This window comes from Peribacillus simplex (assembly GCF_001542915.1).
Classification (GTDB): Bacteria; Bacillota; Bacilli; order Bacillales; family DSM-1321; genus Peribacillus; species Peribacillus simplex_B.
Map to the genome: position 1 here is coordinate 1 of NZ_LNNH01000009.1, position 18,213 is coordinate 18,213.

Annotated in this window: 17 protein-coding genes; 13 read left to right on the plus strand and 4 right to left on the minus strand. The window is 42.1% G+C overall.

All coding sequences use genetic code 11. The features are described from left to right. Positions 1–167 precede the first annotated feature (167 nt). Positions 168–689 carry a methylated-DNA--[protein]-cysteine S-methyltransferase gene (locus tag AS888_RS02510; RefSeq protein ID WP_061140638.1) on the minus strand — a complete coding sequence of 174 codons (522 nt, stop codon included), beginning with the start codon at positions 687–689 and terminating at the stop codon, positions 168–170. After that, positions 676–1,269 carry a bifunctional transcriptional activator/DNA repair enzyme AdaA gene (locus AS888_RS02515; protein WP_061140639.1) on the minus strand — a complete coding sequence of 198 codons (594 nt, stop codon included), beginning with the start codon at positions 1,267–1,269 and terminating at the stop codon, positions 676–678. The genes AS888_RS02510 and AS888_RS02515 overlap by 14 nt, the downstream gene beginning before the upstream one ends. Before the next feature lie 242 nt (positions 1,270–1,511). On the opposite strand from AS888_RS02515, the gene AS888_RS02520 reads away from it, so the two are divergent. Both AS888_RS02520 and AS888_RS02525 read left to right on the plus strand, forming a co-directional pair. Continuing rightward, the gene (locus tag AS888_RS02520) at positions 1,512–2,429 is read left to right on the plus strand and encodes a DNA-3-methyladenine glycosylase family protein (RefSeq protein WP_061140640.1); all 918 of its coding nucleotides are present in this window, start codon (positions 1,512–1,514) and stop codon (positions 2,427–2,429) included. Positions 2,430–2,693: 264 nt separating this feature from the next. Next, positions 2,694–3,068 (plus strand): hypothetical protein, encoded by a 375-nt coding sequence (locus tag AS888_RS02525; protein WP_061140641.1) that lies wholly within the window; start codon positions 2,694–2,696, stop codon positions 3,066–3,068. Positions 3,069–3,419: 351 nt separating this feature from the next. Here AS888_RS02525 and AS888_RS02530 read toward each other — a convergent pair whose 3' ends face one another. Then, complete coding sequence (locus tag AS888_RS02530) at positions 3,420–4,406, minus strand: hypothetical protein (protein ID WP_061140642.1); 987 nt, start codon at positions 4,404–4,406, stop codon at positions 3,420–3,422. Between the two features lie 20 nt (positions 4,407–4,426). Further along, positions 4,427–4,885, minus strand: coding sequence for a hypothetical protein (locus tag AS888_RS02535; protein WP_061140643.1), 459 nt, complete (start codon positions 4,883–4,885; stop codon positions 4,427–4,429). A gap of 425 nt (positions 4,886–5,310) precedes the next feature. Here AS888_RS02535 and AS888_RS02540 point away from each other — a divergent pair, with 425 nt between their 5' ends. From AS888_RS02540 to AS888_RS02590, 11 genes are all read left to right on the plus strand, one after another. Then, positions 5,311–6,897: an ATP-binding protein gene (locus AS888_RS02540; RefSeq protein ID WP_061140644.1), complete on the plus strand. Its 1,587-nt coding sequence runs from the start codon at positions 5,311–5,313 to the stop codon at positions 6,895–6,897. A gap of 2 nt (positions 6,898–6,899) precedes the next feature. Beyond that, entirely contained in the window at positions 6,900–7,589 is a 690-nt protein-coding gene (locus AS888_RS02545; RefSeq protein ID WP_061140645.1) for a response regulator, read from the plus strand. 194 nt (positions 7,590–7,783) lie between these two features. After that, on the plus strand, positions 7,784–9,076 hold the full coding sequence (locus AS888_RS02550) for a CitMHS family transporter (RefSeq protein WP_061140646.1): 1,293 nt from the start codon (positions 7,784–7,786) through the stop codon (positions 9,074–9,076). Between the two features lie 215 nt (positions 9,077–9,291). Next, positions 9,292–11,235 (plus strand): PTS mannitol transporter subunit IICBA, encoded by a 1,944-nt coding sequence (locus tag AS888_RS02555; RefSeq protein WP_061140647.1) that lies wholly within the window; start codon positions 9,292–9,294, stop codon positions 11,233–11,235. An 86-nt stretch (positions 11,236–11,321) separates the two neighbouring features. Continuing rightward, on the plus strand, positions 11,322–13,412 hold the full coding sequence (locus tag AS888_RS02560; protein ID WP_061140648.1) for a BglG family transcription antiterminator: 2,091 nt from the start codon (positions 11,322–11,324) through the stop codon (positions 13,410–13,412). Between the two features lie 5 nt (positions 13,413–13,417). After that, the gene (locus tag AS888_RS02565; protein WP_061140649.1) at positions 13,418–14,563 is read left to right on the plus strand and encodes a mannitol-1-phosphate 5-dehydrogenase; all 1,146 of its coding nucleotides are present in this window, start codon (positions 13,418–13,420) and stop codon (positions 14,561–14,563) included. 188 nt (positions 14,564–14,751) lie between these two features. Beyond that, positions 14,752–15,327, plus strand: coding sequence for a TetR/AcrR family transcriptional regulator (locus tag AS888_RS02570; RefSeq protein ID WP_260320090.1), 576 nt, complete (start codon positions 14,752–14,754; stop codon positions 15,325–15,327). Between the two features lie 17 nt (positions 15,328–15,344). After that, the gene (locus tag AS888_RS02575) at positions 15,345–16,166 is read left to right on the plus strand and encodes a transporter substrate-binding domain-containing protein (protein ID WP_061140651.1); all 822 of its coding nucleotides are present in this window, start codon (positions 15,345–15,347) and stop codon (positions 16,164–16,166) included. A 33-nt stretch (positions 16,167–16,199) separates the two neighbouring features. Further along, on the plus strand, positions 16,200–16,844 hold the full coding sequence (locus AS888_RS02580; protein ID WP_061140652.1) for an amino acid ABC transporter permease: 645 nt from the start codon (positions 16,200–16,202) through the stop codon (positions 16,842–16,844). 15 nt (positions 16,845–16,859) lie between these two features. After that, entirely contained in the window at positions 16,860–17,597 is a 738-nt protein-coding gene (locus tag AS888_RS02585) for an amino acid ABC transporter ATP-binding protein (protein WP_061140653.1), read from the plus strand. Positions 17,598–17,626: 29 nt separating this feature from the next. Beyond that, positions 17,627–18,076 (plus strand): OsmC family protein, encoded by a 450-nt coding sequence (locus AS888_RS02590; RefSeq protein ID WP_061140654.1) that lies wholly within the window; start codon positions 17,627–17,629, stop codon positions 18,074–18,076. The last annotated feature ends 137 nt before the right edge of the window (positions 18,077–18,213 follow it).

Below are 18,213 nucleotides of genomic sequence, written 5' to 3' on the forward strand. Positions count from 1 at the left end.
GAGACCCCGCAGGCAAAGCCGAGGAGGCTCCCCGACCGCCCGCGGAAAGCGAGTGCCTGGAGTGGAAATCAACGTCTAAATTGTACAGGCCATAAAAATAAACAAACTCGATTTTCATCGAGTTTGTCTACAGTCTGAGCATCCGAATGATCGGATGCTTTTATTAGTTAAGAAGGTCTTCCCCCCCGATAGTTCGCTTCCAATTGAAGTAAATATTGTTTCATCTCCAAACCGCCGCGGTAACCGGAAATGGCGCCATTCTTGCCGATGACCCGGTGGCATGGCACCGTGATCAATACAGGATTGGCGCCAATGGCCGTACCGACAGCCCGAACGGCTGCAGGTCTTTGAATGAGCTGGGCAATATCGGAGTAGGAACATGTTGTCCCATAGGGGATTTGCTTCAATGCTGCCCAGATTTCTTGTTGGAAGGGAGTACCTTTTACATCCGTTGTAAATGAGAAGGTTTGCCGCACTCCTTTGAAATATTCATGCAGCTCTTGGATATATGGTCTTAATGCTTCTGGATTTTCGGCAAGCTTGGCCGTGGGGAAGCGCTTTTGCCTCCATGCGTCCAGGTCTTTGAATGATTGTCCCGGTGAACCTACATAGCAGAGTCCTTTCTCCGTCTTGGCGATATATAATGGCCCCGCTTCAGCATTTAGTATCGACCAGTCAACTGTTTGCATCCAATTCACGCTCCTTCGTTGCGATTTTGGCGGCATCTTTGCGGTAGCCCATTGGTGTAAGGCCCATCTTCATTTTGAATAATGTCATGAAATAGGGAGTGCTTGAGAAACCTACGGCCAAGCCTATGTCTGCCACAGTCAGCTCGGAGCTTTCGAGAAGGCTGCATGCTTTTTCAATTCGGAGGCGCTGAACGTATTCACTGGGCGTCATCCCCTTCACACGCTTGAAGGATCGTTGTAAATGATAAGGGCTCCCGTGGGCAATATCGGCGATCCTGTTCAATGTGAGCGGTTCACGGAAATGCTGGTCGAGCCATTCGGCTATCTGTTCAATCCAATCCTCCATTGGCAGATTCAGTCCTTCCGGTTTACATCGTTTACAAGGCCGGAAGTCCGCCTCCAGGGCCATTCTGGCATTTTTGAAAATCTTCACGTTTTCCTTATTGGGCACCCGGGATTTGCAGGAGGGCCTGCAAAAAATGCCTGTTGTCATTACTCCATATAAAAAATGATCATCATACGCTTCATCACAATCGACGATGGCCTTCCAATAATCATTAGGGATGTTCGAATCCACCATGCTCACCTCTCCTTTAGTATACAAGAAAGTGAAGATATGCAAACAAGGCGATAATATAAAAGCAAGATAACGTAATTCATTTTGGATAAAGTTAAAATCAATGAGAAGATTGTGATGTTGGAGTTCCAACTGCTCATTTATTGTCAGAAGACAGCTCTGGCCTTTATTTTAACTGTAACCCGGTATTTAAAGGAAAGAGTAAATTGATTAACATAAAGGAAACCGAAGAAGGAGGAGCATGAATGAACGAGACCTTTTATGATAGATGTGAATGGACCATCCTTACACCCCATGAATTTCGCTTTACGGAAAATCTTACATACTTATCAAGATCCGCCAATGAATGTTTATTCGACATTGTCGATCAAAAGATATATCGGGCCTTGTCTTTCGAAAACGAGAAACTTTTAGTGGAAATCAGTGCGGTGAATGAAACGGAGCTGCACGTTCGAATACCAGGACGGACGGAACCAATCGACAAGCGTGTTTTTGATGCTGTTTCCGCATACATTCGCAGCTGGTTCGATCTAGACACAAATCTCTTGCCCTTTTATGAGCTTGCAAAAAAAGATCCCTTATTGCAAGGGCCGGTCAGCCAGTTCTTCGGTTTAAGGAACATCGGCATCCCAGATTTATTTGAAGCTATTGCCTGGGGAATTCTCGGACAGCAGATTAATTTGACTTACGCTTATACATTGAAGCGGAGGCTTGTTGAATCATTCGGCGAAAGGATCGAATACGAGGGGAAGTCGTATTGGCTGTTTCCGACGCCTGAATCGATAGCCAAATTGACGATAGAAGATCTTTCCGTAATGAGGATGACCGTGAAGAAATGCGAGTACTTGATTGGTGTGGCCCAACTGATCGCGAAAGGTGAACTTACGAAAGAAAAGCTGCTGCTGGCAAACGATGTAAAAACCGCTGAAAAAATGCTTACGAAAATACGCGGGATCGGTCCATGGACAGCGAATTATGTACTCATGAGGTGCTTGCGGTTTCAAGCAGCATTTCCAATCGATGACGTCGGTCTGCATAATTCCATCAAGCTGGTCCTCGAAATGGAAATGAAACCAACAAAAGCCGAAATCCAAACATGGTCGGAAGCCTGGTCTGATTGGGAATCCTACGCAACATTTTATTTATGGAGACTGCTTTACTGAATCCACACAATTCGTAGATAAACCGGTGTAATTCGTAGATAAATCTCAAAATTTGCAGATAAATCAGTACAATTCATCGATAAATCAACGCAATTCGCAGATAAAATACAAAATTCGTCAATAAACCGGTACAATTCGTATCGATAGCTCTCCATTTTAGGAGATGAAATGTGGGTTGCTTCATAAATCGTTCGTTAAGAGCCCATACAACCTCGGTCCATATATCATACTGTATATCATTCAATCATATAGGGGTGAATGACCATGTATGTGTACCCAACATATCATTATGAAGATCAAGCGTATCAAGATCGAGTGTTTCCTGAACTACCAGGATTTCCAGGCGGACCACAATTTCCGGGTCAACCGGGATCATTGCCGTATTCGCAAGCACCGACAGCTCCGCCGCCAGCGTTTATCCCGCAACAGCAGCAGGCCTCAACATTTGCTGTAGATCCAGGGGCGATTTCGTTTTGCTTATTCAGGAATACGTTCATCTGGTTGAATAATGGGGGGAGTTTTTGGTATTACCCCATTTTCGTCGGTCCGCGATCTGTGGCAGGCTTCAGATGGAATGGGAGATTCTGGACGTTTTTTGGAATCGATACAAGACAAATTAGATCTTTTACTTGTTTTTGAAAAAACGTTCAAAAAAATTCCCAAATCAATACAAGAAGTTTATATATGAACAAATTGAGAGGGCATGTTCGAACATGCCCTTATATACGGGACTATTCTTAAGAATGATTTTGAATTCCTCTAAATTCTAGGATTTATTTTTATTAAATTTTAAAGTAAATGCGTGGGCTGCTGATTAGTTGAATAGATCATGAGTTGTATTGGTTAACCCATCCAATTGCCTTGATAAAACAACTATCTTTTGGAATTATCTTTTATAGTTTTTACAATGGCTAAAAAAACAATTATGGCAAAAATACCGATTAAACCTAATATAGTAGTTATAGTGGACATTCAATTACCCCCATCTTGTTATTCATCATTTTTAATGACGATTCTGAAAGAACCAAATGCTTGTTGACTCTCATAATTATTATCACTTACATCATAAGGGAATGGGAAGGCAATGAATTGAAAATTACTTTCAGTTTTAACATTGGGTAGGTTAAAATGAAAAAGGTGTCTCGTTTCTGGAGCTACAGTCGTATATAAGACTATTTTGTTATCTATAACAGTATCTTGTTCCCAATCCTTTAAAGCTATAATGGCATATCTGATTTCGGCATTTGAATCATTTCCAGCAGAGAGTATAAGTTTCTTGCCTTCTTTTTCAGTAATAATAGATTGTAGCTTTTTTTTACTATTCGTGACAAACAAATTTTCATATAAACCATCTCTAATAATAGCATCGGGTCTTACTTCACTATTTTCCTCCATAATATCAGAATCGTTGATTGAAAAACGCATGCTCAAAACTTCTCCTAGAACTGCCGCTCTATTTAAATCCTTTTCTCTCAAATTATACTCGGGCTTTTTCACGAGTAAGAAAGTTAATTCTCTAGAATTGGAATCAATGGATGTGGAAACTTTTATGTTTATGGAACTGTTCGATTTCATTTCAAAGAAATGTTTGTTTACTACCTGCTCCTTGTTTTCTACAATAAATGTTTTTTGTTTATAGTTATCAAAAATAAGCAATGCATATTTTCTGTCTTCATCCATATTGTGGTCTATTGAGACAACTCCCGATACTTTATTGTTTTTACTACTAAGGTCACTACCATTATCTATATGATCACCTTCCAAATTTTTCATACCATATGCAACCGTGTTTCCTACTTCGCGATTTTCACTATCAGAAGTGATTAAAGTTTTGGGTTCTTTATTTGAGGATAAATATACATTACTATTAAACAAGAAGTAAGTTCCAATTAAACCTAAAATAATTATTAATACTGTTTTGTAGTATTTTCTCATAATCAATTCTTCTCCTAAGTAAAAGAGATATGCAATCGGCATATCTCTTAGTCACCTCTTAATTACCAATATGCCTTTGTTTCATGATTAATATCTTTATATCCTTTAAGCTTATACGTGTGATTCCCAATTGCCCAATCATTACCTGAGTATATTGTTCCGTTGTCAGCTCTAACACTAGTATAGGTTGTTTTTTTAGCACTTGTTGAATTTGATTTTATTAATGCTCCATCACCATTAAACGTTCTTGCTTTAGCATAAATATAATCCTCTTTTACTGTAGAACTTGATTTAGCTACTGCATAGGTTTTGCCTAAAAGTGGTTTATATACATCTATTCTTGAAGAATTGGAGGGCTTGGCTGCTCTTCCGCTAATTAAATTAGTATTATCTGCTTGTTTGTTAGATTGTGTAACTTCTGAATCTACAAGTCCATCATTATTTGCAGCGCTTGCCCCCGTAGAAAAACCTACAATTGATAAACCTAAAACTGTTATGATTAATGATTTTTTAAACTGCATAAATATTACCTCCATTTCTACTAAAATGTTATCACTTACTGTGCTGATTTACCTGCATATTTGTTAAATAATATAATTAATGATCTATATTTACTAAGAATGAACTATAGTGAATATTTACTATGTCACAAAAGTCCTTAAGGATCTTGAACGCTAAATTAATACAATAACGCGAAAATTTTTTGCGTTGTTCATATACATCCCCAGGACATGAAGACTATGAAAAAGAAACTACAGTTCAAATGAAAAAAAAGAAAAATGATGATATTAGATGATAGGTATAACTAGAATGTTAAAAGACTGCAACAGGAGGTTTGCAATAATTGGGTATCCGCACAATGTTCAAATTTTAATAGAAATGGTAAAATCATTATGCTGCAATAAAATATAATGAAGGAACGTGAAAATAGGGGATGCGGTTGAATATGAGAAAAGTATCGCTGGAAACCAAGATTCTCGGATTAGTTTTATCGTTGAGCCTTTTTTTGATTCTCTTATTGGCGATCTCTTTTTCATATATGGAAGGAAGGCAAATCGCGAAGGATAAGGGCCAATTGGCTTTGGAACTTTCTAAAACGATCAGCTTCATGCCTACCGTCAAGGAGGCTTTTGAAACGGACGACCCGGCGAGTATCATCCAGCCGGTTGTCGAAAAGATCCGCAGGGAAACAGGGGCTGAGTTCATTGTTGTGGGGAATGACAAAGAAATTCGTTACTCGCATCCGTTGGCATCCGAAATCGGGAAGCGGATGAAAGGCGGCGACAATAGCAGGGCCATCCGCGAGGGCAAATATTATGTTTCCGAGGCGGCGGGCTCGCTGGGTCTTTCGATTCGGGGGAAATCGCCGATCTTCAATCAGGATGGGAAGATCATTGGGATAGTCTCGGTAGGATTTTTGGTCGAAGATGTCCGGGCCCAGATTTTCAAGGACCTTTCGAAAGAAATGTTTATATCTTTATTGGCGATCATGATTTCGATCATTGGCAGCTACATGCTGGCAAGAAGCATACGTAAAGATACGTTAGGACTTGAGCCATTTGAAATCGCCAATTTATATAAAGAAAAAAATGCGGTGCTTCAGTCGGTCAAGGAAGGTATTCTCGCCATTGATCAAAATGGATTGATCACCTCGATGAATCAGCCAGCGAAGAAATTGCTGGATATCAAGGAATCCGTCCGCCATTTGAATGTCGATGGGCTTTTTCCGTCGAAGTATTTATTTGAAGTGCTAAGGTCTGGGGAGCCCCAGGCGGATAAAGAGATAACGTGGAAAGATAAATCGATTATCGTGAACTGTACACCAATCTTCGATAGTGAGGGAGTAAGCGGTGTTGTCGCTTCGTTCCGTGATCGAACGGAAATTGAGGAAATGGTCCATACATTATCGGAAGTGAAGATGCATTCAGAGGATTTACGGGCCCAAACCCATGAATTCACCAATAAGCTTTATGTTCTCTCGGGACTGATACAATTAGGGGAATACGATGAAGCAATAGATATGATTCAAAGCGAAACATCCGAATTGCATTCCTTGAACCGTGTGGTGTTCGAGCAGATCAAGGATTCTAAGGTACAGGCCCTGTTACTCGGCAAGATCGGAAAAGCATCGGAGAAGAAAATCGTCTTCGAAATAGATGCACAAAGTTACTTGGAGAAGCTTCCAGATCATATCAAATTGTCACAGCTCACCTTGATAGTAGGCAATATCATCGATAATGCGCTTGAAGCGGTTTCCGTCATGGACGAGCCGCTCGTGAAATTCTTCGCGACCGATATTGGAAATGATCTAGTATTTGAAGTCAGTGACAACGGAAAAGGAATAGCTGAACGTGATATTTCCTATATTTTCAATCGGGGCTTCACTTCGAAAAACAGTGGAAGTCCGAGTGGGTATGGACTTTCAAACGCCGATCAGGTCGTAAAAGAGCTGGAGGGCATCATCGAGGTTCAAAGTGAAAAGGGAAACACCATATTCACCGTGTATCTTCCTAAAAAACGGAGAGGAGGGTAAAAATGTTGAAGATAAGAGCCGTCATAGCGGAAGATGATTTCCGGGTGGCGGATATCCATGAAAAATTCTTGAAAGCCTTTGATGAAGTAGAAGTGGTCGGAAAAGCCGTCAATGCCAAAAAAACATTGCGGATATTGGAGCAAAAAAAACCGGATCTACTTTTGCTTGATGTGTATATGCCGGATCAGCTAGGTACTGAGCTCCTTCCCGACATTCGAAAAAACTTCCCGTCTGTCGATATCATCATGATTACGGCTGCGACAGACAAGGAACAGCTTGAAAAGGCGCTTCACTACGGTGTCGAGAACTATTTGATTAAACCAGTGGAAATGAAGCGCTTCAACCAAGTCATCGGGGAGTACCTTAAAAAAGTCCAGCTGCTGAAATCCAAGCAAGAGATCGATCAGGATTTTGTTGATCTTATAATGAAAAAGGGAGACGCTCCGCAAGAAACGAACGAAGCCGCTGCCCTGCCGAAGGGGGTCGACGAAATCACCTTGACGAAGGTGATCGAGGTTCTCGAAGCAAGCGATATCGGCTTGTCGGCCGAACAGGTAAGCGGTCAGATCGGTGCGTCCAGGACAACGGCTAGACGCTATTTGGAATATTTGATTTCTGTGAAGAAATGCAAAGCGGAAGTCGTATATGGATTGGTCGGCAGGCCCGAGCGAAGATATTATAAAATTGAATAGTGCCTATTGGATACCTCCTCTAATTGGAGGTGTTTTTTTGTTGGAATCAGGGACCCTGTTCACCTGTGAAGTGTCTCCGTGAACACAATGAACACAATTAACAAAATAGTTTTAAAACACAATAAATTGAAAACGCTTACAGATAAAGCGTTTTCCGATACAATTTATCTTATTAGAAGATGAGGAGTGATCATATGCTCGCTTTATTGGGATATTTGATGATTTTGGTATTTATGATATTAATAATGACAGGGCGACTTTCAGCCATGATAGCTTTGATTGTAGTACCAAGTGCTTTTGCGCTAATCGGCGGATTTGGCGGCGAGATGGGTGCAATGGCGCTGGAAGGAATCAAAAGTGTGGCGCCAACGGGAATCATGATTTTATTTGCGATCCTTTTCTTCGGCATTTTGATCGATGCTGGCGTTTTTGATCCGATCATTCGGACGATCCTTAAGCTTGTAAAAGGAGATCCAGTGAAAATTGCCATCGGCACGGCAGTCTTGGCGTTGCTGATTTCGTTGGATGGAGATGGTACAACCACTTATATGATAACGATATCCGCCATGCTTCCGCTTTATAAACGGATTGGAATGAAACCGCTTATATTGGCAGGCATTGCCGTTTCATCATCCGGTGTCATGAACCTTCTTCCTTGGGGAGGACCGACAGCACGGGTGATGACCGCTTTAAAGCTTGAAATGTCCGATGTTTTCACCCCAGTCATTCCTGCAATGATTGGCGGAGTCCTATTCGTCTTATTCATGGCTTATTGCCTTGGTAAAAAAGAAAGAAAACGGATCGGTATCATCGAAATCGATCAATCGATTGCGGCCCAGCATGCGGCAGCAACGGAAGATGCTTATCTTAAACGTCCTAAATTGATTATTTTCAATTATGCGTTGACGCTGACCCTTCTTGTGGCGCTGATCATGGAGCTTATGCCTTCGGCGGTCTTGTTCATGGTAGGTTTTGCAATCGCCATCACGGTCAATTATCCTAAGATCAGTGACCAAAAAGAACGGGTTGCCAATTACGCTGACAATGCTTTATCGGTCATTTCAATGATTTTTGCTGCTGGTGTCTTTACTGGAATCCTTGCCGGCACGGAAATGGTGGATGCGATGGCTAACTCTTTGATCCAGCATATTCCTGACCAAATGGGTGCCCATTTTGCCGTCATTACAGCCGTCATCTCCGCACCTTTTACCTTCTTCATGTCCAATGATGCATTTTATTATGGGGTACTTCCATTGCTTGCAAAAGCGGGAGCCGCTTATGGAATCGATCCTGCCTTGATCGGCCGAGCTTCCTTGTTAGGGCTGCCTGTTCACCTATTAAGCCCGCTCGTCCCATCTACCTATCTATTGATTGGAATGGTAGGGGAAGATTTCGGAGCCCTGCAGCGCACCTTCTTGAAATGGGCCTGCGGATCGACGCTTGTCATGATTGTGGTGTCTGTCATATTGGGCATCATCCCTCTATAAAACGTAAAGGTAAGGTCCCATTCGATCTGAATGGGACCTTTTTCTTTTGATCTCATGTTAAAATGGAACACAACCTGAATAAAACTGGAAAAATGAGAAACATTATGTTTGTCTTCCCTTCCGCGACAAAGTTAGCTTTAGCTTTTATTGAATACGGAAGGTACGTGATTTAAGATGAATGTAAAATATATCATTAATGAAGGGGAGAGAGTAAAATGGCTCACTTTAATATAAAGGTTGCAGTTCAAAAGTTCGGTAACTTTTTAAGTTCAATGGTCATGCCGAACATTTCAGCTTTCATCGCTTGGGGGTTAATCACGGCCCTATTCATTCCATCGGGCTTCCTGCCAAATGAAAGCCTTGCCAAAATGGTTTCCCCGATGGTCACGTTTTTACTGCCGATTTTAATAGGGTATACAGGTGGTAAGCTAATTCATGATCACCGAGGAGGCGTAGTCGGTGCCATCGCGACTATGGGTGTCATCGTCGGATCTGACATCCCGATGTTCCTTGGTGCGATGATCATGGGACCATTCGGTGGGTATGTCATCAAGAAATTCGATCAACTGATCGAAGGTAAAATAAAAGCCGGATTCGAAATGCTTGTCAACAACTTCTCGGCTGGGATACTTGGCGGCTTGCTGGCCATTCTATCATTCCTGGCCATCGGGCCGGCTGTTGTCGTCTTTACAGGATGGCTTGTAGCAGGAGTCGATTGGCTTGTCGGTACAGGCTTGCTGCCATTGACGAGTATCCTGATCGAGCCTGCGAAAGTATTGTTCTTGAACAATGCAATCAATCACGGTGTATTATCACCAATCGCTCTAGAGCAAGCGAAACAAACAGGATCTTCCATCTTGTTCCTGCTTGAATCGAATCCAGGACCTGGTCTTGGCGTCCTACTTGCTTATTGTATCTTTGGAAAAGGAACGGCGAAGAGATCGGCGCCAGGAGCTGTCATCATTCAATTCTTCGGCGGGATCCATGAAATTTATTTCCCTTATATCCTGATGAAGCCGATGTTATTCATAGCGGTCATCCTTGGAGGCATGAGCGGAGTCTTCACTTTGGTTCTATTGGGCGGCGGCTTATTCGCGCCTGCTTCACCAGGAAGCATTTTTGCCATCACGGCTGTAACTCCGCATCATGCTAGCGCATATATTGCTAACTTTGCCGGTGTACTTGTCGCTGCAATCGTATCATTCGTTGTCGCTGCATTCATCTTGAAAACAGGAAAACAATCCGAAGAGAACATTGAGGATGCCGCGAAGAAAATGCAAGAAATGAAAGGCAAGAAAAGTTCTGTTGCCAATGTGTTCGCTTCAGAACCGGGAACAATGCCTACAAACGTCAACAAAATCATTTTTGCATGCGATGCTGGTATGGGCTCAAGTGCAATGGGAGCTTCGCTGCTTCGCAAGAAGGTGAAGGAAGCCGGAATGAATATCTCGGTAACCAATACGGCGATTTCAAACATTCCTGCCGATGCCCAAATCGTCATTACCCAGGAAGAGTTGACGCCAAGGGCCAAAAATAAAGTGCCTAATGCGTATCACGTATCCGTCGATAACTTCTTATCTAGCCCTGAGTATGATTCATTGCTTGCACGTCTTCAGGATGACGGTACAGATGAGCTGCATGAGATTGTCGAAGAGGCGGAAGAAAAGGTTCCCGGTGTTCGCAAGCATTCCATCGAACCGGGTATTGAGGAAGTAGAACAAGCTGATAATGAATTGCTTCGTGAAGAAAATGTCTTCCTCAATCAACAATTCGCCAATAAGGAAGAAGCGATCCGTTTTGCCGGAAGAGCTTTGGTCAAAGCAGGTTACGTTAAGGAAAGCTATATCGAAGCAATGATTGCCCGCGATGAGATGACTTCAACTTATATGGGAAATGATGTAGCGATCCCACACGGAACCGAAGAAGCGAAGAAGGATGTTCTTAAATCCGGATTCACCGTTTTACAAATTCCTGATGGGGTTGACTTTGACGGTCAAAAAGCAAGATTGATATTCGGGATAGCCGGTAAGGATGGCACACATCTCGAAATCCTATCTGGCATTGCCGTCACATGTTCCGAAATGGAAAACATTGAAAAAATGGTCAAAGCCACAACAGCCAGGGAATTGATGGATATCATCAATGTAGAAAAAAATTAAATATTTCTCACCATGAATAGAAAAGCGTTTTACGCTTTTCTATTCAGTATTTTCTCGTGTTACTCCACCTGAAATGAGTTGGTAGCATGTATATTACTTCAAGGGAAAAATCAATCTTGGAATTGATTATAAAAACGTCTGGAAAGCATACGGCCGTTTCCATTGCCACACAATTGAATGTGAGTGTCCGCACGGTTCAGCGTGATTTGAAATCGATAGAAAAAATCCTGCAATCTTTTGAATTGCAGCTAACACGCAACACGCATGAAGGGTTGTCCATCGACGGCAAGAATGAACAAATCTTTCGGCTAGTGCAGCACCTGATGGGGAATCATCCAATCGATCAGACGCCGCAAGAAAGAAAGCTGCATCTTCTTTTGGCTTTAGTTCAGGAAGAATCGTATAAAACGCAAGCACTTGCGGTGAATCTGGGCATCAGCATATCGACCCTTACCGTCTATTTGGACGAATTGACGGAGTGGCTAAGGAATTTCAATATCGTGATTACAAGGAAACGGGGAGTGGGGATAGAGCTTGCCGGTACTGAAGAAAATAAACGGAAAGCACAGGCTGCCTATTTCCTGCACTTCTTTAATGAAGAGCTGATCGAAAGTTTATTCTTGCTCCAAGAAGGGGAAATCCGCAAAGGGAAAATTCTCGACTATTTTGATCCCGACTATCTTTTGGCCATTGATGGCGTGCTGAACTCAACCTTCAATAGTATCCATTCACGTTTGGCCGATAGCGGGTATATAGGGTTGGTCGTACATATTTACGTAACCCTCCAAAGGAATGAAAGCCAATTTTATTTGGAGAAGGACTTCAAAAGACTAAGCGATCTCTCGGATGAGAATAACCTGATGGATAAAATCTGCAAGGAACTCAAGACCAAGCTCAAGGTTTCCTTTACAATCGATGATATAAGCTATTTGGCTGCCATCCTGAAAGGCTCCAAACTTCATGCCGCCGATGCCGTTCCGTATGACAGCGTGTTGCTGGGCCAGCTCATCAGGAACTTGATCAAGGATGTTTCAGAGCAGCTGCAAATCAACCTGACCAAGGATTTTCCGCTGTATCAAGGGCTTCTTGCCCATATGGAGCCTTCGCTTTTCAGGATCAAACAGGAAATGGGATTATACAATCCCTTAACGGAAGATATTAAACGAAAGTATCCCGTTCTCTTTTTAGCCGTTAAGACCGGCCTGGAAAAGGAATTCAAGGAAATCAAGGAATTCCCTGAAGATGAGATAGCCTTCATCGTCCTCCATTTCGGATCTGCCTTGGTACTGCGGGAAGAGGAAATTGCCATCAGGGCGCTCATCGTTTGTCCGACGGGGATAGGTACATCAAAAATGCTGGCCAGCCGGATCAAAAAAGAAATCATCGAAATCCAGACGGTTGAAATTAAAACGATCAAGGATATCCAGATGCACGACAGCCTGCAAAATTATGATGTTATCATTTCCACCGTTCGCCTTCCGTATATCGATATGGATTATATTCTCGTATCCCCTCTTTTGAGTGAAGAAAATATCGAGAATATCAGGAATTATATCAGGAAGAATATTGAAAAGTTCACGAAGAATAAACGATATCGGAGTCAGGCAGCCAACAAGGATTCGAACTCGAAAAAACCTGACGGCGAATTAAGGGAAGTTTTGCAGGAATTGAAAAGTGCCCAGGAAAGTATCCAGTCGATCATTGACAATTTCCGGTTATATCGCCTGCCGCATTTGAAAGGACATCCGGAGATCCTCGCAGAAATGGTTATGATCGCTGAAAAGGAACAATTGATCATCCATGCCGGTGATGTCATTGAAGCCCTGGACGAACGGGAAAAAAAAGGCGGTTTAGGCATTCCTGGCACAAGCTTGGGACTTTTTCATGCCAGGCATAAAAACGTGAAAGAGTTGATATTCCAGATCGCCCGCCTAGAGGAAGATTGTCTTGTCAAAGGAATGGACGGAAAAGTCGTCCATATGAAAAACTTACTGCTGATGCTGGCTCCTGAAGACTTGAGCGTGAAGCAGCAGGAAATGGTCAGCCTGATCAGTTCCAGCTTAATTGAAAGCAATGAATCGATCATGGTTTTTTCATCTTCGGACGAAGAACTGATCAGCAAAAGATTGGAAGCCATATTTTTGGACTATTTATATACTAACTTGATAAAGGGATGATTGTAATGAAACAAGCCGTACATTTTGGTGCAGGAAACATTGGAAGAGGATTTATCGGAGCACTCTTTTCACAATCTGGATATCATGTCACATTTGTAGATATAGCTGAAAAAATCATCGATCAGTTGAATGAAAAAAAGCAGTACCAAGTCAAATTGGCAACGGATCAACAAGAATCGGTCACGGTGGAAAATGTCTCAGGCTTAAATAGCATGAACCAGGAAGATGAAATCATAAAAGCCATATCGGAAGCAACCTACCTTACCACGGCGATCGGACCGAATATCCTGCCCCATATCGCTCCTTTGATTGCAAAGGGATTAGCTTCAAGAGTGAAACAAACCGAAGAAAAGCTATATGTGATCGCATGCGAAAACCAAATTTCGGCAACGGACCTTTTAGAAGGATACATCCTGCAACACTTGGATCAGGAAACGAAGGCAAGCCTTGCTGAAAAAGTATCCTTCTTCAATTCAGCTGTCGATCGGATCGTTCCTTTGCAAAACAACGAAGGGTCACTGGACGTATTGGTCGAACCTTATTATGAATGGGTCGTGGAAACGAAAGAAAACATTCCTGCGGTGGAGGGGATGACGATTGTAAAAGAGCTTGCTCCATTCATTGAGCGGAAATTGTTCACCGTCAATACAGGACATGCATCGATTGCGTACCTCGGCTACCTTAAAGACAGCAAATTGACGATTGACCAAACATTGGAGGATGAAGCGATTGTCGAGCAAGTCAAGAACATATTAGGGGAAACGGGCGCCTACTTAATCCATCAATACGGATTGGATGCAGATGAGCATCAGCGCTATATTGAAAAAATCATTGCCCGATTTAAAAACAGCTACTTGAACGACTCGGTGAATAGAGTGGGCCGTTCACCGCTGCGCAAGCTCGGACCGAACGACCGTCTCGTACGCCCTGCCGTAGAAGCGCAGAAGGCCGGTCTTTCTTATACGAACTTGGCGAAGGCGATTGCATCCGCATTGCTGTTTGATTTCCACGAAGACGAAGAAGCGGTCAAGCTGCAAGCCATGATCAAGGAAAATGGTGTACCAGCCGTACTTAAGGAAGTTAGCGGCCTGGACGAAAACAGTGAAATAACGAAAGAAGTCATCACTCATTACAATGAGTTGCAAAAATAATGAACCTAAGCTCCTGAAATGTATTTTCAGGAGCTTTTTGTTTGTGGAAAAAATAAAACCAACTAAACCACTAAAGTTAATTGACTACTGTCCAGGATTTTTATATGATAAGACTGACTGACTAATCAATCGGGAGGTGAGTACGGATTTCTACTCAAGAAAAGTTGGAAAGAAGAGAGCAAATATTAGTGATTTCGCAACAGCTTTTTGCTTCCCTTGGTTATCATAAAACGAAGATTTCCGACATCGTTCGCGAGGCGGGCATTGCTCAAGGTACTTTTTATTGGCATTTTAAAAGTAAAGAAGCGATTGCTTTGGAAATCATCCAACAGGGGCAAAGCGGGCTTCTGGAGGTAGTGGCGCATGGGCATCGAAAATCTCCTGGAACGGTTGAGGATGTATTGAATTCTTCGGAGAAGCTATTTGTCGAATTATTTGATTTTTCGCAATCCAACCGATATATGATGGAAATGATATTCAAGGGAATTGATGGGGAAGAGTCACTTAAACAGGCAATCATTGAAACTCGCTTGAAGGTGGAAGAAGCTTTCGAGAATAATATTAAAAGAGCAATGGAACTGAACATCCTGCCGGAAAGGGATCCAGGTTTACAAGCTGCCTTATTAATGAGTTTATTTGAAGGGATCCTGTCCAGGTGGTTATTCGGACCGGTCTCAGATGGCTCGAATATTAGAAAACGAACAACGGCAGAGCTGTCCAAGGAAATGGTTAGATTCGAATTTTACGGATTATTAGGAACGTGAAAAGGAGATAAAATAAAATGAAGAAAAAATATTCATACCTTACACTGGTTTTATTAGTGGCATTTACTTTGATTTTAAGTGCTTGTGGTTCGAAAGATGATAAGACTAGCGAAAAAAATGCAGATTTATTACAAGAAATCAAAGATCGTGGAACCCTTAAAGTAGGGCTTATGGGTACCTATCAGCCATACAATTTCTTGAATGATAAAAAAGAAATGGATGGATTTGATGCGGATATCGCGAAGGAACTGGCCAAACGGCTCGGAGTGGATGTTGAATTTGTTTCTCAAGAATTTTCAGGCATGGTGGCAGGCCTGCAAACCAAAAAATTTGATGCAGTGATAAGCCAAATGACGATTACTGATGAACGAAAAAAACAAATGGACTTTACGGAGCCATATATCACAAACAATGTGAAAGTAATCGTTCAAGAAAAAAATAATACAGTAAAGTCTGTAAAAGATTTCAAAGGCAAGAACATCGGAGTGGGACTGGGAACGAATGACGAAACCTATCTTCGTACAGAGCTGCTTCCAGAGGTAGGCGATTTTACGATTAAAACCTATGATGACGTGATAACATCATTGAAGGATTTGGACTCTGGAAGAATCGATGCAACGATTAATAATATGTATGCGTTGAAACCAGTTGTCGAGAAAAATGGATTCAAGATCAAGGCTGTAGGTGAGCCGGTTAAATCTGATAAAGCAGGAATCGCGATTCGTAAAGGTAATGAGTCACTATTGAAAGAATTGAACAAGCATCTAGCTGATATGAAACAAGACGGCACATATAACGAGATTTTTGTGAAATGGTTTGGGGAAGAGCCGCAAGAATAAATCGATTATCGTGGAAAGGATACAAGCAAAGCTATGGATGTTATTTGGACGAACCTGCCATTTTTATTGAAGGGAGCATACTATACGCTCCTGATCACCATTATATCCATGTTTTTTGGATCGATTATCGCTGTGATCGTGGCGGTAGCAAGATTAAAAGGTAATACATTTATTAGATGGATCGCTCGCGCATATGTTTCCATCATAAGAGGTACGCCCACATTGGTCCAAATCATCATTGTGTATTATGGACTGGCTGATTACGGTTTTAATCTTCAACCATTGACAGCGGCATATATCGCGTTAAGCATCAGCATCGGGGCTTACCTGTCCGAAACCTTGCGCGGGGCGATTCAATCGATTCCTAAAGGGCAATATGAAGCGGCATATGCATCGGGAATGTCACCATATCAGACGATGCGCAGAATTGTTTTTCCGCAAGCGATTAGGGTAGCCATCCCGCCTGCTGGCAATACATTCATTGGGATGTTAAAAGAAACATCGCTTGTTTCCGTAATAACGGTTACCGAATTATTGCGATCTGCCCAACTATTAATTGCTCAATACTATGTGTACATGCCCTTTTATTTATCGATTGCGTTAATGTATTGGATCATGAGTACAGGATTTTCCTTTGTATTGGAAAGAATTGAAAAACGGTTATCAATATATGACTAAGTATGGTGAGAGAGAATGATAAACATTAATAACCTATCGAAAAGTTTCTCAACCTTGGATGTGTTGAAGGATATTAATTTACAAGTGAATAGCGGCGAAGTTGTCGTGATTCTTGGACCGAGTGGTTCAGGTAAAAGTACTTTGCTTCGGTGTATCAATGGCCTGGAAGAACTAACAAGTGGAACTATCGAAGTGAGCAACATAGTCGTTGATGCCAAAAGTAGTCAAAAAGTGCGCAATAAACAAATTAAAAAAGTCCGTCTTCATACGGGTATGGTTTTTCAACAATTCAATTTATACCCGCATAAAACGGTACTGGAAAATGTTATGGAAGCATTGCTGATCGTGAAAAAGTGGCCGAAAAATGATGCAGTGAGAAAAGGGGAAACACTGTTAAACAGAGTAGGTCTGATAGATAAAAGAGATGTGTATCCTTCCCGATTATCTGGAGGGCAGCAACAAAGGGTTGCAATTGCCAGAGCACTTGCAATGGAACCGGATATCTTATTGTTCGATGAACCAACGTCTGCATTAGATCCAGAGTTGGTGGATGAAGTGCTGGCTGTCATTAAAGAACTCGCTCTTGATGGAATGACCATGGCTATCGTTACGCATGAGATGACATTTGCTCAGGAAGTGGCTGATAGAATCGTCTTCATGTCCGATGGTGCCATCGTTGAAGATAGTCCGCCAGATGAATTCTTTTCACGCCCACAAAGCGAACGAGCCAGAAAATTTTTGAAGAAAATGTAGGTCATACAAGGGAAGCGGGAGGAATTATTATGAAAGTGGTAACAAAATGGGGAGGCCAGCGTGCTTTTACAGCGGTTGGGGATTCAGGCTATGAAGTCAATATGGACGCAACACCTGCATATGGAGGGGAAGGGAAAGGGTGTACGCCGACAGAAATGCTTCTGGCGTCCCTGGCTGGATGCATTGGAATAGATGTCACGATGATTCTGAAGCCTTATTTGTCATCTGTGGACAGACTCGAAATTGAAACAGATGGTACGAGAAAAGAAGAATTGCCTAAAGGGTTCACATCCATCGTCGTGACCTTCATAATCGATGGACAAGTGGACAGTAAACGAATCTGGAGAGCAATCAATCTAGGAAAAGAAAAATACTGTGCAGTTTCGGATTCTCTAAAAGCCGATATCTCGTTCCGGTTGATATTAAATGGAGAAGAGCAAACGAAAATGGGACCGCGTCAGGACGAAGTAGAACAATGATACCTATCAAAAGCACAGTAGTTAAACAACTACTGTGCTCAGTTTGTAGACAAAAGGGGTTCGGAATTAAAAAATTCCGAACCCCTTTTGAAATTCCTTTGAAATTTTGACCAAAGGTTACGAGATTTGGGCTCTTC

Coding starts and splice junctions, on each gene's coding strand:
- AS888_RS02530 (WP_061140642.1), bottom strand. CDS start 4,406: ATGCCGATTGCATATCTCTTTTACTTAGGAGAAGAATTGATTATGAGA.
- AS888_RS02515 (WP_061140639.1), bottom strand. CDS start 1,269: ATGGTGGATTCGAACATCCCTAATGATTATTGGAAGGCCATCGTCGAT.
- AS888_RS02560 (WP_061140648.1), top strand. CDS start 11,322: ATGTATATTACTTCAAGGGAAAAATCAATCTTGGAATTGATTATAAAA.
- AS888_RS02525 (WP_061140641.1), top strand. CDS start 2,694: ATGTATGTGTACCCAACATATCATTATGAAGATCAAGCGTATCAAGAT.
- AS888_RS02575 (WP_061140651.1), top strand. CDS start 15,345: ATGAAGAAAAAATATTCATACCTTACACTGGTTTTATTAGTGGCATTT.
- AS888_RS02580 (WP_061140652.1), top strand. CDS start 16,200: ATGGATGTTATTTGGACGAACCTGCCATTTTTATTGAAGGGAGCATAC.
- AS888_RS02540 (WP_061140644.1), top strand. CDS start 5,311: ATGAGAAAAGTATCGCTGGAAACCAAGATTCTCGGATTAGTTTTATCG.
- AS888_RS02510 (WP_061140638.1), bottom strand. CDS start 689: ATGCAAACAGTTGACTGGTCGATACTAAATGCTGAAGCGGGGCCATTA.
- AS888_RS02545 (WP_061140645.1), top strand. CDS start 6,900: ATGTTGAAGATAAGAGCCGTCATAGCGGAAGATGATTTCCGGGTGGCG.
- AS888_RS02535 (WP_061140643.1), bottom strand. CDS start 4,885: ATGCAGTTTAAAAAATCATTAATCATAACAGTTTTAGGTTTATCAATT.
- AS888_RS02550 (WP_061140646.1), top strand. CDS start 7,784: ATGCTCGCTTTATTGGGATATTTGATGATTTTGGTATTTATGATATTA.
- AS888_RS02555 (WP_061140647.1), top strand. CDS start 9,292: ATGGCTCACTTTAATATAAAGGTTGCAGTTCAAAAGTTCGGTAACTTT.
- AS888_RS02590 (WP_061140654.1), top strand. CDS start 17,627: ATGAAAGTGGTAACAAAATGGGGAGGCCAGCGTGCTTTTACAGCGGTT.
- AS888_RS02565 (WP_061140649.1), top strand. CDS start 13,418: ATGAAACAAGCCGTACATTTTGGTGCAGGAAACATTGGAAGAGGATTT.
- AS888_RS02585 (WP_061140653.1), top strand. CDS start 16,860: ATGATAAACATTAATAACCTATCGAAAAGTTTCTCAACCTTGGATGTG.
- AS888_RS02520 (WP_061140640.1), top strand. CDS start 1,512: ATGAACGAGACCTTTTATGATAGATGTGAATGGACCATCCTTACACCC.